10 protein-coding genes are annotated in these 13,906 nt (G+C 52.4%); all 10 read left to right on the forward strand.

Annotation, left to right across the window (positions count from 1 at the left end; genetic code table 11):
• Nucleotides 1-105 precede the first annotated feature (105 nt).
• Nucleotides 106-1,041 carry an N-acetylneuraminate lyase gene (locus BLR08_RS11955; RefSeq protein WP_072329285.1) on the forward strand — a complete coding sequence of 312 codons (936 nt, stop codon included), beginning with the start codon at nucleotides 106-108 and terminating at the stop codon, nucleotides 1,039-1,041.
• A 155-nt stretch (nucleotides 1,042-1,196) separates the two neighbouring features.
• Nucleotides 1,197-2,546, forward strand: coding sequence for an ABC transporter substrate-binding protein (locus BLR08_RS11960; RefSeq protein ID WP_072329284.1), 1,350 nt, complete (start codon nucleotides 1,197-1,199; stop codon nucleotides 2,544-2,546).
• A gap of 119 nt (nucleotides 2,547-2,665) precedes the next feature.
• On the forward strand, nucleotides 2,666-3,529 hold the full coding sequence (locus tag BLR08_RS11965) for a carbohydrate ABC transporter permease (protein WP_072329283.1): 864 nt from the start codon (nucleotides 2,666-2,668) through the stop codon (nucleotides 3,527-3,529).
• A 39-nt stretch (nucleotides 3,530-3,568) separates the two neighbouring features.
• A complete protein-coding gene (locus BLR08_RS11970; protein ID WP_072329282.1) occupies nucleotides 3,569-4,387 on the forward strand; it encodes a carbohydrate ABC transporter permease in 819 nt (272 codons plus the stop codon).
• 131 nt (nucleotides 4,388-4,518) lie between these two features.
• Nucleotides 4,519-6,093 (forward strand): response regulator, encoded by a 1,575-nt coding sequence (locus BLR08_RS11975; RefSeq protein ID WP_072329281.1) that lies wholly within the window; start codon nucleotides 4,519-4,521, stop codon nucleotides 6,091-6,093.
• Nucleotides 6,090-7,727: a sensor histidine kinase gene (locus BLR08_RS11980; protein ID WP_072329280.1), complete on the forward strand. Its 1,638-nt coding sequence runs from the start codon at nucleotides 6,090-6,092 to the stop codon at nucleotides 7,725-7,727. The genes BLR08_RS11975 and BLR08_RS11980 overlap by 4 nt, the downstream gene beginning before the upstream one ends.
• 44 nt (nucleotides 7,728-7,771) lie before the next feature.
• Nucleotides 7,772-10,144 (forward strand): helix-turn-helix domain-containing protein, encoded by a 2,373-nt coding sequence (locus BLR08_RS11985; protein WP_072329279.1) that lies wholly within the window; start codon nucleotides 7,772-7,774, stop codon nucleotides 10,142-10,144.
• 242 nt (nucleotides 10,145-10,386) lie between these two features.
• Nucleotides 10,387-11,919: a type 2 periplasmic-binding domain-containing protein gene (locus BLR08_RS11990; RefSeq protein ID WP_072329278.1), complete on the forward strand. Its 1,533-nt coding sequence runs from the start codon at nucleotides 10,387-10,389 to the stop codon at nucleotides 11,917-11,919.
• A gap of 103 nt (nucleotides 11,920-12,022) precedes the next feature.
• Complete coding sequence (locus tag BLR08_RS11995; RefSeq protein WP_072329277.1) at nucleotides 12,023-12,988, forward strand: ABC transporter permease; 966 nt, start codon at nucleotides 12,023-12,025, stop codon at nucleotides 12,986-12,988.
• 26 nt (nucleotides 12,989-13,014) lie between these two features.
• Entirely contained in the window at nucleotides 13,015-13,899 is an 885-nt protein-coding gene (locus BLR08_RS12000; protein WP_072329276.1) for a carbohydrate ABC transporter permease, read from the forward strand.
• The last annotated feature ends 7 nt before the right edge of the window (nucleotides 13,900-13,906 follow it).

Genomic DNA, 13,906 nt, shown 5'->3' on the forward strand with positions numbered 1-13,906 from the left:
AAATGAAAGCTTTAATAAAAAAATGAAAGATGTACGCCTCTCCCGAAAGGTAAAATATGTATGAGCTTCATATTCTACAAGCGACACTGGGAGAGGACGATCCTTATGGACAAAACAACAATAAACCGCGAATCGTTTCGCGGCATCTTTACCGCCCTGCTGACACCGATGATGGAGAATGGGGCGATCGACTTCGAATCGCTGGACCGATTGGTCGAGCATCAGATCTCGCAGGGCATTCAGGGATTTTATGTAGGCGGAAGCACAGGGGAAGGATTTATTCTGACAAGCGAAGAGCGGCAGCAGCTACTGGAGGCCGTCCTGAGGCGGGCGAAGGGGCGCGTCTCGGTTATCGCGCATATCGGCTGCATCAGCACGATGGAGTCGATCCGGCTGGCGAAGCACGCGGAGTTTCATGGAGCCGATGCGGTATCGGCGGTCGTTCCGTTTTATTATAAAATTTCAATGAAGGAAATTCGCGAGCACTACGAAGCCATCATGGAGGCTGTTTCCCTGCCGATGCTTATCTATCATTTCCCCGGCGCTACGGGAGTCAGTCTGTCCATGGACTTCTATGAGCTGATGAGCCGGCATCCCCGGTGTATCGGCGTGAAGTTCACTTCGCTGAATCTGTTTGAGATGCAGCAGATTCGCGCGCGCTGCGGCGAGGAGTTCCTGATCTATAACGGACACGACGAGGTATACATCGGCGGCGCTTACACCGGTTCGGACGGCGCTATCGGCAGCACCTACAACATGATGCCGGGCTTGTTCGTGAAGATGTATGAGCTTGTTTCGACGGAGGAGACGCCTCGGATGGCTTCCCTGCAGGCGATGCAGGCGGAAGCGAATGCCGTGATTGCGCACATGATTCAATATGATGTGATCGCCTATGAGAAATATGTGCTTTATCTGCAGGGCGTTTTGCAGACGCCTGCGGTACGGCAGCCGCTTAAGCAATTTACGTCGGAGGAGCGCCGCCAGATTGAAGCTTTCTATGATCAGAGCGAGGTGCTTCGGCGTTACCGGAGCTCGCTGTGACGGAAGACCCGTCTCCCGAGCCTTCGGGTCTGCGGTTAATTTTATCATATAAAAGGCTAATTTCGGCATGTTACCGGCGCTCTCTCCGGTACTTTATAATGTGATTAACCAATCACGACAAGTGATGGAGAACCTAATAACGCTGGGGTGACAGGATGAAAAAGCTGGTTAATAAGGGAGTCGCGGTACTGATCATGGCAAGCCTCGCCGCAGGCTGTGCGGGGGGCTCGGAGCCGAAGCCTGCAGGGGCAGGCGCAGAGACGACGGCGGGGAACGCCAAGCCGGTCAAGCTTACCGTATGGGCGGGAACCGGATTTAAGGACATTGAGGGCTATGACAGCAAAAATTACGGGGATTGGGAGAAGGCGAAGGCCAAGGAGTTTCAGAAGCTGCATCCGAACGTGACCATCCAGGTGGAATCCGTTCCGTTTACCGAAATCGAGCAGAAGGTGAATGTGGCTGTCGCCGGCAATAATCCGCCGGACATCCTGTATGACAACATTCCGATCCGGATCAGCAAGCATGCCCGCAATGGCGTGCTGGAAGAGCTGGAAGCCGTAGTGAGCGCGGATAAGGCGGACTGGAAGGAAGCGTTCCTGCAGATGGGGACCATCAACGGCAAACTGTATGCGCTGCCTCTGGGAAGCGTTCCCCAAGTCATGTTCCTCAACAAGACCATTTTCGATAAACACGGCGTGACGTTGCCGCAGGACCGCTCGTGGACTTGGAATGAAATGAAGGATGCTCTGAAGAAGGCGGCCGATAAAAACATATACGGCATCGCGTATTTTGCCAAAAATGAGCAGGCCGACCAGGTGATGGTCAGCAATCTGCTTGCCGCCGGCGCGCAATGGGCGAACAAAGAGATGACCGAGTACACGATCAACGGTCCGGCTGGCGTCGAGGCGCTCAGCTTTATGCTGAGTCTTCAGGACGAGGGTCTGGTGGCGCCCGGGACGGCTACGATGGACATAAGCGGAAACTTCGAGCTGTTCAAGCAGGGGAAGCTGGCTATCCTGAATCATACCTCGCCGGTTTTCGGCGATTTGGAAGCCGGGAAGAAGAACGGAGCGGTTGACCCGTCGGTTGAAGTGTATGGCATGATTCCTGTCGTGAAGGAAGGCGTTACGCCGAGAATTACGGTAACCGGCGAGAACGGTTATGCTATCTTTAAGCAAACGGATGAAGAGAAAAAGAAGACGGCGATCGAGTTTGTTAAGTTTCTGACCCAGTCGGACAATATCAAAGCGATCAATAAAGCCACTTACGGCATTTCGGCCCGTAAATCCGCCACCTACGAAATCACGAACAAGGATGCGGCTCAAGTATTCGAGCTATTGAACCGGCTGGAGATCGTGGACTTGGGTAAAAACAAAGCGTATTTCTCAACGCTGAGACAAAAGTTTTATCCGGAGATGCAGGCTGCCTTCCTTAAAACAAAAACTCCGAAGCAGGCGCTTGACGATTTCGTCAAAAACGCGAACGAACTGGCAGCTAAAAAGTAAATACCTGCGGGTGATATGCCCTTCCCGGTCCCGGCCTGCTCTGACGTGCAGCGCCGGGGCGAGCGGGAATTGGCTGCAGCTCGCGAAACACGCCAGGAAAGCTGAGGAGAGTTGGACGCATGAAGCTACGAAACCTGCTATGGAGTTATTTGTTTATCGGCCCGAATCTGTTGTTTCTGCTGATGTTTCTGATTATCCCGTTGTTTTATACGATATACTTGAGCTTCTTTCAAGCGGATATTTATAACTCCGCTTTTATCGGACTGGACAACTACAGAGGCTTGTTCAAGGAAACCTTATTCCTTAAATCGTTTATGAATACGTTTTATTTCGTGTTGATTATCGTACCCTGCGTTGTCGTTTTTTCACTGATAGTCGCCGCCATGATGCAGGGATTCCATACACATGCCAAAAGCTTCTTTCGCCTGATGTTTTATTTGCCTGTCGTCAGTACGCCGGTCGTGCTCTCTCTGGTATGGAGCTGGATGTATAATCCGAGCTATGGCATCGTTAAATATTTTGCCGAGCTGATCGGCTTCGGCGCTGTCGATGTGTTCTCCGGACAATTGAGCGCGATTCTGGCGCTTTCCGGCATCGTGATCACCTGGATGGTCGGCCAGCCGATCATTTTGTACTTGTCGGCTATGGACGGAGTGTCCAAGGAGCTGTACGAAGCCGCCGAGCTTGACGGGGCTGGACCGGTCAGAGCCTTTTTTAGCATTACGCTGCCGATGATTGCCCACACGACGCTGTTAATCGTCGTCACCTCGACCATCAGCGTGTTTCAGATTTTCGTTGTGATCCACTTGCTGACAAGCGGCGGGCCTTACCACGGGACGGAGTCGCTTGTGTATACGATTTACCGGACCGCGTTCATCTCGCTGGAATTCGGCAAAGCCTCGGCGCAAAGTGTGATTCTGTTCATGATTATTTTGGTCATCTCGCTGCTGCAATTCCGTTTCATGAAATCGAAGCTGGATTAGACGAACCACGCAGGTTGGAAAGAGGAGACTTGGAAGCGAATGAGATTAAATCTGATTCCCCGATACGGGCTGCTGACACTTTTATCGATTCTGTTTGTTTTCCCGCTGTACTGGATGATTTCGGGTTCTTTCAAGACTCAGGTTGCGATTTGGGCGATACCGCCGCAATGGTTCCCGTCTCAGCTGCGGCTGCTCAACTACGAGCATATTTTCACGACGACGCCGGCGCTGCTGTGGTTATGGAACAGCGTATTCACCAGTCTTGTCACGGTCGGCTTCGTCGTATTATTCTCCGCTATGGCCGGGTATGCCTATGCCAAGAAGACATTTCCCGGGGATAAGCTGTTTTTCTTCGTGGTTATCGCTACGATGATGATGCCGACACAAGTGACGCTTGTACCGCTTTACATGATTTGCAGGGAGCTCGGGCTGATCGACAGCTACCTTGGGATCATCCTCCCGGCCATTGCCTTTCCGTTCGGAGTGTTCATCGTCCGCCAATTCGCAAAGTCGATTCCGGATGAAATCATCGAATCGGCGCGGATGGACGGCACCGGGGAGATACGGCTGTTCGCGACGATCGTGCTTCCGCTGCTGCTGCCTGCGCTCGGGGCGCTGTCGATCTTCGCTTTCATGCATACCTGGAACGATTATTTATGGCAGCTTATCATTTTGCAATCGAAGGAAAAGCTGACGCTTCCGCTTGGAATTTCAACAATTACGTACTCCGAGAATAGTGTCAACTACGGATATGCGATGGCGGGAGCGTCGCTCGCGGCCGTTCCGATGATTGCGTTTTTCCTGCTGCTTCAGAGAAGCTTCATCAAAGGCATCACGTTGGGCTCCGTCAAGGGATAGAAACGGAGTAGAGCAGAAGACCTAGGCTTGCCGGCGGGTCTTCTTCTTGCTTGTACAGTGACCGGCGCGCGTCAATCGGGTTATAATGGGAAAGACTCCGTGCGCAGGACTTCAGTTGGGGAGGTGATCACTTGAAAATCATCGTGGTCGAGGATGAGACAGACATCTTAAGAGGACTATTGGAGGTCATCGAGTGGAGCGGGTTGCCCTTCAAGGAAGTCTTGGCTGCGCAGTCCGCCGAGGAAGCGCTCGAGCTGATCGGATGGCATCGGCCGGAGATCATTCTCACCGATATCTTGCTGCCGGAGATGACCGGTCTCGATATGCTGGAAGAAGTGAAGGCGCTTCATTACGAGCCGAAGGTCGTGGTCATCAGCAGCTACAGCAATTTCATGTATGCCCAGCGCAGCCTTCAATTGGGCGCAGTGGACTATATGTTGAAGCCCGCTTCCAGGCAGGAGCTGGCCGAGAAGATCGGCGCCGTATACGAGATGCTTCATGGGGAGCGCGTCCACCGGGAGCAGCTTAGAAATCAGACGGAATATGCCCGCCTCGGTACGGAGGCGCTGAAGGAAAAGTTCGTGCTGGGGCTTTGCCTGCAGCAAACTGCGCTGCAGGAGCATATCCATCACCGGCTGCAAATGTGGAATCTGCAGTGGCTAGAGAAGCAGTCCTATGTTCTGATCGCGCTCAGCATCGGCAGGGACGATGTTCGGGGACATCAGGATAAAGACCTCAGTCTCGATCTGTTCGCTATAGGCAATATTGCGGAAGAGCTGCTCAAGGAATATCAGCCGGCGGTCATGGTCCGAAGCATCCATCATGACTGGGTCATTCTCACTGCATGGGAGCAGGAGCAGGCGATGGCGCAGCATATTCATGAGCGGATCAGGCAATTTCAGAAGCTTCATGCGTCCCTCGGTATCAGTGAGCGCATGCATGCGTTCCAGGCGATCTCGGAGGCGTACGAGCAGGCGCGCAAGGCGTTAAAGCTCGCTGCGCTGGGCCATCATGGTGTCGTCGGCTATGCCGGCATTGCCGAGCGGACCGGGCAGGAGCCGGGCGGGCTTGTCAGCGGGCGGGTGGCCGAAGCGGTGCTGGAAGGGGATATGGATGCGGCCGGGGGCTACCTGGAGCAGACTGTGCAGCGCTTTATGCTGGATAAGGATGTAAGCAGGAAGGGCGACTTGGCGATCAAATGCTTTGAATGGATGCTGGAGGTGCACGCCTGTCTTTCCGAGAAGATACAGGCAGATCTGAGCCAGTTTCCCATGGAGCTGTGGGAGAAGGCGGACAGCTGTCAGACGGCGGAAGAAGTGAAGCGTCTGCTGCTGGAGCATCTGCAGGAGCTGATTAAGCTTGCGGACGATCGTCCCTCGTCGGTCCCGTCTCATTTCATGATTGATAAAGTGAAGAGGATCATGCACGAGAGATACGAGCAGCAGATTACGCTGCAAAGTGTAGCCGAGGAGCTCAGTATTCATCCCGTCTGGCTGAGCAGGCTGTTTAAGAAGGAGACCGGCCAAAATTTCCTCGATTATTTAACCGAGGTGCGGATCGGGCGAGCCAAGCATATGCTTCGCCACACCAATTTGAAAATTTATGAGATTGCCGAGAAAATCGGGTATCAGGAGCTTCAGTACTTCGGCAGGCTGTTCAAAAAAAGGACGAATATGACTCCAAAGGAGTTCAGATACGGCAAATGAAAGCATTCAGGAGAAGCCATCTCACCTTGTTCATCAAGATGTTCATCCTATTGTTTCTATCCGTCTCCGTGCCGGTGACGATTCTCGGGGCTTGGTATTTCGAAAAGTCCACGGAGCAGATCAAGCATGTAACCTCCGCTTTGCTGACGGAGAATCTGGAGCAGAACCGGCTGCGCATCGAGCAGTTCTTGCGGCAGGTGGAGCTTCATTCCGACTCGATCATCGGTTCCGGCAAGCTTGAGGTTCTGGGCAGCGGACTGGAGGACCGTTTATTTCTGAGCAGATCGTTAACGCTGACGAACGAGTTGAAAGGAAGCTACGAGCTGACCATCTTACCGGCGGACGAGGCCCGGTTTGCCTCATATTCGATGCTCATCCAGCCCGGGAGGAAGGCATCCGGCACCGAATGGATCCGCAAGGCGATCGAGCTGAAGGGAAGAGGGTATTGGTATGTGGAGAACGATACGTTTATATTCGCAAGGCTGATTCGGGGGATGCAGGATCTGAGGCCGCTGGCGGTCATTCAGCTGAACATTCCGGCGGCGCACATCAAGCGGCAGATCATGTCGCCGGCGGCCTATCCGAATGTGGAGCATTTTATGGTGAATAGTGTGAATGAGCCGATCTTGGCCTCCGGGCAGGAGCGGAAGTACTGGAAACAGGACGACGTATTCCTGGCCAGCCTGCCGTTCGCGGAGCTGCCATGGAAGCTCGTTGCGGCCGTGCCCGAGAAAGATCTGATCGGTCCGGTTGAAACGATCAAACGTTTTTCCGGCATGCTGGTACTCATCAGCATCGCGCTAGTCTCCGTACTACTTGCCTTGATCACAAGCAGCTTTGTTTCTCCGATCAAATACTTGGTCGGCCAGATGAAGAAAGCCCAGCTGGGGCAGCTTATTCCAAGCGACAGATACGGGGAGCGCAGCGATGAGATCGGCCAGCTGGCCAGAGGCTATAATTCGCTTATCTTCGGGATGCGCGAGCTGCTCGCGACAACCCGGCAGATGGAAGCGGAGAAGTCCCGCACCGAGATGCAGATGCTGATTCATCAGATCAATCCGCATTTTCTATACAATACGCTGGATGCGATGAAATGGAGGGCGAACCACGTCCGGGAGAGCACAATCGCGGAGATGGTCACGTCGCTTAGCAATATTATCCGGTACAGCATCAATAACGGAGAAGAGTTTACGACGGTCGAGCGGGAGATCGAGCATGTCAAAAGCTATCTGAAGATCGAATCGTTAAGAAATCAGGACACGCTGAGGGTGATCATCCACGTACAGCCTCGGGCGCTGAATATGCCGATTCTCAAGCTGACGATTCAACCGCTCGTGGAGAATGCGGTTCGCCACGGTATGAGCAGGCTGCCTGCGGGCCAGGGGAAAATACTGATTCGGGTGTTCATTGAGGGCGAAGAGCTGGTGTGCACGGTAGAGGATAACGGACCAGGGTTCGCCGAGGAGCCGCAGCTTCAGACGATTCGTCCGCACGAGCCGGGAGAGACTGGGGGCGTAGGGCTGTATAATGTGAATCGCAGGCTCCATATCCGCTTCGGCTCCAAATACGGAGTCGCGTTGGCGAATAGAGAGCAGGGGGGCTGCAGAGCCATGATCCGGCATCCCTTGATGTAAGAGAAGAGGGCGGTTGATCCGTTGAGAGAAAAGGGGGCATTCCCGTGTTCACGAAGGTAAAATCGTTTGCGTTATTCGGCAAGATCAAACGGAGAAGGTTTTTTATCCGCTTGATTCTGACGATCGCACTTATTGCGGTCATTCCCAATCTGCTATCCGACGTCGTCGCTTATTACAAGGTTTCTCGCACGTTCGAGGAGGAAACGGGGAAAAATAAGCTGCAGTATTTGAATCAAACGATCAATTCCATGGAAATTGTACTGAACCGAATTAAGGAAAACTCCAATCTGCTCGCGATGAATCAAGGATTTCAGGACTTTGAGAAATTCCCCAGCGGCAGCTATTACGAAGGGCTGCAAGGAGAGATTTTGAAAGAAGATTTATTCGACCTGTATTGGTACCTGGAAAATAAAAAAAACGCTCTCTCCACCCTCAATTCCTTCAAAATGTCCAACGAGTTTGTGAATTCCGTCTATTTCTACGACAGCAGCAAAGATCTGGTCTTTACTTCGGAAAACGACGGCTCCAACCGGCAATTTACACTGGATGCTTTCTATGACACAGGCTGGGTCGAAGAGATGAAGGAATCGTCAGAAAACCCGGTATATATGGATACCCGGATTGCCAAGCAGTATCATCCGGGAGACAAGAGCTTGCTGACGATCATATACAGATCCACCAAGGCAAGCAATGCGTTTATTATTAATCTGGATGCGGGGATGATTCATAAGAACCTGTTAAGCAAGCTCAATGAGCAGGACGATATATTTGTAGCGTCCGCCGAGGGCAGCGTGCTGTTCCACAGCCAGCCTGCCCGGATGCATCAGCCCTTGCAAGAGCTGCTTCCGGGGGATAAGCCGATTGTCGGGGAGACGGGGGCATTCCGCACGAAGCTGGACGACAAACAAATGCTGATCAGCTACTCTACTTCATCGCTGCTGAATTGGACCTTTATCAATACATCTGATATGGAAGCGCTTTCTGAAGGGACCTCATCCATCACCCAAACCATTATCTTGTCTGCTGTGCTGCTTCTGGCGCTTTCCGTCACTTTGGCTTATTTATCCTCCCGAAGCTTGTATAGGCCGATTTCTTATTTGCACACATGGATTCACAGTAAAATGGACCGCCGTACGGAAGAGGGCGACGAGCTTCATTCGATCGGCCGCTTCGTGCAATCGACGCTCCATGAAAGAGATTATTACAAGGAAAAGCTGGAGGAGAGCTTGCCCTTCTACAAAGAGAAGTTCAAGTATACGCTGCTTCACCGCCATTCCATGACTATGGAGGAGATCGAGGAGAGGAAGGCTTATTTGGGACTCGAGATCGACAACGTTGACCTCGCCTTGCTGCTGCTTTCCCTGGACGACCGCGACGAACTGCCGGCGGAGCGCGATATGATGGCCGGCGAGCTGCTCATGATGAAGGTCATCGATACGATCAAGGAAAGCGGGGTCATGGCAGCGCCTTATTTCCTGGTGGACGCCGGCAAGGATACGATTGCGATCGTCCTGAACCGGACCGGACCAGACCGGCAGCAGTTATTCAGGCTTGGGCAGCGGCTTCTGGACGTTGTGAATCAGACTTTGGGCATCGCATGTACGATTGGAGCCGGCAGAGCCTGCGCGACCATCCTGCAGCTGCCCCAAGCATTCGAGGAAGCCCAGGAAGCGTTGAAGTACCGGATCATCTACGGCAAGGGAGATGTCATTTCCATCGAGGACCTGATGCTTGCAAGCGATGGAAGCAGCGAATTTGTTTATCCGAAGCAGAAGGAGGAGCTGTTGCTGGGCCATATCAAGATGGCCCGCGGAGCCGAGGCGCTGCAGGCCTTCGAGGACATCGTTGCCGAGCTGAGCTCCTATAAGCACAAGCTGCATTATAATCAAATTCAGCCGATTTTCGTTCAACTGCTGACCGGAATCATGAATGCCTGCGCTCAGCTGGGCGCGAGCACCCGGACCGTGTTTGGCAGCGGAACCGACCCGTACCGGGAGCTGCTCGAGCAAGGGTCTCTGGATCAGATCAGCAAATGGTTTCACCGCATGATCCAGCTCACGACGGCGAATCTCCAGCTGGAGATGCATGCGAAAGGGAACACGCATATCACACGGGTGGTAGATATCCTGGAGCGGGAGTACGATCAGGATATTTCCCTGAACTCGGTGGCCGAGCAGCTGAACCTGAATCCGGCATATATCAGCAGATTGTTCAAGCAGATTACCGGGCAGCCGTTCGTCGATTATTTAAAACGCATCCGGATCGAGAAGAGCAAGGAGCTTCTGATCCAAAGCGACATGAAAATCAATGAAATCGGCAAGCGGGTAGGCTACAGCAACTCCTACTACTTCATCAAGGTATTCAAGGAGCTGATGGGATTGACCCCCGGCGAGTACAAGAAAATATACGGCTCTTGAAAGAGGCCGCCCAAGCCTAGCGGTATGCGAGTGCCGGCTAGGTTTTCTTTTCAGCTGAATCCAAGCGTTATAAAAGCATACTACGATGATGACATGTAGAAAAAGTAGTATGAAACTTCAAATATTTATTATTTAAAACGCTTTCATCGAATGCTAAGGTTACCTGGAACCATGCGTTGCGCTCGAACGTCTGAGCAGCGGGTTCAATCTAACCGATCACAAATAAAAAGGGAGGAAACGGAATGAATAAAAAAATAGTCAGCGCCTCGGTCATATCCTTATTAGCCGCGTCGACGCTTGCGGCATGCTCGGGCGGAGCGGATTCGGCCAAGGGGACTACAGAAAAAGACCCGCAAGCGGAGGCGCCGAAGGAAACTCCGAAAATCTATATTTATCAGAACAGCGGAGCGCTGAATCAAAAGCCCGAGGGAAGCGTACCGGCGGCTCTGGAGGAAATGAAGAAGATGTATGTAGATAAGCTGAACATTGAGCCTATAGCCATCGTGCCTCCGAAGGGAGCGGCGGACGAGAAGCTGAACCTGCTGCTCGGCTCCAAGGACGAGATTGATATATTCCAGGGCAACTGGGATCAGTACGCCTCCAAAGGCGCCATTATTCCTCTGAACGATCTGCTGGATAAGTACGGCCAGGATATCAAGAAGGCATGGTCCAAGGAAGCCTGGGATTACATGACGGACAAGGACGGAAAAATCTGGGGTATTCCGCGCGGCGTACCGTCGGTGCATTATCCGATCTGGATCCGTACGGACTGGCTGAAGAAGCTGAACCTGCAGCAGCCTGCTACGCTGGTGGAGCTGGAAGCGGTTTTGAAAGCGTTTAAGGAACAGGATCCGGACGGCAACGGCAAGGACGATACAATCCCGATGATAACGGATCTGAACGGTATCAAGAACGCGTTTGTCGGCGGCTTTACGGAGAACGGAAACAGCAACTGGATCGATCCGGCCGACAAGAAAGTGAAGCCGATGGAGCTGGCCCCGGGCTTTAAGGATTTTGTCGCGACCATGGCCGACTGGTATCAGAAGGGGTACATCTATAAAGAAGCCTTCGGCAAATTCGATCCGTTGGAGCTGCTGAAAACGAACCGGGTAGGCAGCTCCTCAATGTGGTATTCACGGATTACGCTGCTGTTCCCGCAGATTCAGTCGACCTTGAATCCGGAGGCGAACTACGAGATCGTCCGCAACATGGAAGGGCCGAAGGGCAAGCTGATGACGGCAAGCCCGGGCAGCACAGCCGCTATGGTCATTACGAAAAAAGCGATGCATCCCGATGCGGTCATGAAGTTTGTCAACCATCAGTATCAGGACGTGCCGACCAATACGCTGACGGCCGCTTTCGGAACGAATTGGAAGTACCTGGATGATAAGAAGTTTGAGATTGAAATGCTGAACAAGGATATCTCCTATGCGGGCGAATTCATGGTTTCCTTAGGGTTAGCGACCGAGACGAAATATGCATTCCGTGATCCGGTAAAGAAGCTGCATGCGGATTATTTAAATCATGAAATTTCCAATATCGCCTCCGCGAAAATGCCGATCGACGCCATGATTACGTACGACAAGAAGATGCTGCAGGAGAAAATCCCGACGCTTGGCGATATCGACAGACTGCGCAGCGAGGAGCTGGTGAAGTTCGTAACCGGCGCCAGACCGCTTGCCGAATATGACAAATTCATCGATCAGCTGTACAAGGCGGGTCTGGACAAATGGATCGAGGAGTACACGCGTCAATATAATGAGCTGAAGAAATAAAAAGGGACGTTGCTGCACATATCGGCTTTGCAGGCCGCAAGCGGGAGGCTCGGTTTTCCGCTTGCGGCCTGCAAAGCCGCAGGGAAGGAGGATGAATGGCCCCATGCACACCGAAATCTCGGCGCCCCGGACTGCGCGGCGGGAGTCTGCGGGCTTACGCAAGCTATGGAAGCTCGTCAGCATCAACCGTTTTTACTATTTATTGATTATTCCAGGGATGCTGTATTTTATCATTTTTGATTATATTCCGATGTTCGGCGTCATTATTGCGTTTAAGGACATTTCTCCATTTGAAGGCGTGGAAGCGGTTCTGACTGGCGAGTGGGTAGGCTTTAAGCATTTCATCAAATTTTGGAACTCGTATTATTTCTGGAATGTGATGCGCAATACGCTGCTGATCAGCATGTACAAGCTGGTGATCGGTTTTCCGGCCTCGATCGTGCTGGCCTTGCTGCTCAACGAGCTGAAGAATGCCGTGTTCAAGCGGGTTGTCCAGACTATTTCGTACTTGCCTCATTTTATCTCCACCGTTGTCGTGGCAGGCCTGATTATGATGGTATTGTCCACGGACTCCGGCATGATTAACGCGGCGGTCGTCGCTTTCGGGGGAGAGCCGATTCATTTTCTCGGTTCGCCCGAATATTTCCGTTCCATTCTGGTCGCTTCCCATGTGTGGCAGTCGATCGGGTGGGGCAGCATTCTATACCTGGCGGCAATGACGAGCATCGATCCGGGCTTATATGAGGCTGCCAAGATGGACGGAGCCAGCCGTCTGAGGCAAATGTGGCATATTACTTTGCCGGGGATTACGCATGTGATCGTCATCATGCTGATTTTTTCCATAGGCGGCCTCCTCAATGCGGGCTTTGAAAAGGTGCTGCTGCTGTATTCGCCTTCCGTCTACGAGGTTGCGGATATCATCGATACTTACGTGTACCGCGAGGGTTTGACGTCGCTTCAATATTCCTTTGCCACCGCCGTAGGTTTGTTTAAAAATATTTTAGCTATGATCCTTATTCTGGGCGCCAATTATATAGCCAAAAAAATGAATCAGACCGGGATCTGGTAAGACCCGGGGAAGGAGGACGACTTACGATGAATGCCTTGAAGCCAACGGCCGGCGAGCGTTTGTTTGACGCCGTCAACATTCTGTTTCTCATCGGGTTGTCGCTGCTCTTTCTCATTCCCTTCTTGTCGGTGCTGTCCACTTCCTTCATCAGCGCCGAGGAGTCCATGAGGCGCGGGGCATTCGTGCTTATCCCGGAGAAACTTGATTTTGCCGCTTACGATCTGCTGCTGAACCGGGGGCCGCTCGTATTTAACGCTTATAAAGTGACGCTGTTCAAAGTGGCGGTCGGTACGTTTCTGAATCTCGTCTTTACCGCTACCTTGGCCTACGGCTTGTCGCGCAGAAGCCTGCCCGGAAGAAATGCGCTGGTCCTGATCATATTTCTGACCATGATCTTTCATGGCGGACTGATTCCCACTTACATGCTGATCGACAATTTGGGATTAAAGGATACGCTGTGGGTGCTGGTCATTCCGGGGCTGATCAGCGCTTGGAACTTATTCATTATGCGCAACTTCTTCATGAGCCTGCCGGAGGAACTGGAGGAATCGGCCATCATGGACGGAGCTGCGCCGCCGGTCATATTGCTGAAAATCATCATTCCGCTCTCCATGCCGGCCATCGCGACGATCGGTCTGTTTTACGCGGTATCTCATTGGAACGACTGGTTTGGCGCTTCGATCTATATCAACGATCAGAGCAAGCTGCCGATCCAGGTGCTGATGCGAAATATTTTGTTAACCGGCGTCATGCAAAACGAAACCCAGATCGAATTCGTGCACGATCCTCCGCCGGCCGCAACGTTGAAGTCTGCGATTATCGTGATCAGTACGCTGCCGATTTTGTTTGTTTATCCGTTTATCCAGCGTTATTTCGTCAAAGGCGTCATGGTTGGTTCGATCAAAGGCTGACACGGAA

The organism is Paenibacillus sp. cl123 (genome assembly GCF_900101595.1).
Classification (GTDB): domain Bacteria; phylum Bacillota; class Bacilli; order Paenibacillales; family NBRC-103111; genus Paenibacillus_G.

Coding starts and splice junctions, on each gene's coding strand:
- BLR08_RS11955 (WP_072329285.1), top strand. CDS start 106: ATGGACAAAACAACAATAAACCGCGAATCGTTTCGCGGCATCTTTACC.
- BLR08_RS11960 (WP_072329284.1), top strand. CDS start 1,197: ATGAAAAAGCTGGTTAATAAGGGAGTCGCGGTACTGATCATGGCAAGC.
- BLR08_RS11965 (WP_072329283.1), top strand. CDS start 2,666: ATGAAGCTACGAAACCTGCTATGGAGTTATTTGTTTATCGGCCCGAAT.
- BLR08_RS11970 (WP_072329282.1), top strand. CDS start 3,569: ATGAGATTAAATCTGATTCCCCGATACGGGCTGCTGACACTTTTATCG.
- BLR08_RS11980 (WP_072329280.1), top strand. CDS start 6,090: ATGAAAGCATTCAGGAGAAGCCATCTCACCTTGTTCATCAAGATGTTC.
- BLR08_RS11990 (WP_072329278.1), top strand. CDS start 10,387: ATGAATAAAAAAATAGTCAGCGCCTCGGTCATATCCTTATTAGCCGCG.
- BLR08_RS11995 (WP_072329277.1), top strand. CDS start 12,023: ATGCACACCGAAATCTCGGCGCCCCGGACTGCGCGGCGGGAGTCTGCG.
- BLR08_RS12000 (WP_072329276.1), top strand. CDS start 13,015: ATGAATGCCTTGAAGCCAACGGCCGGCGAGCGTTTGTTTGACGCCGTC.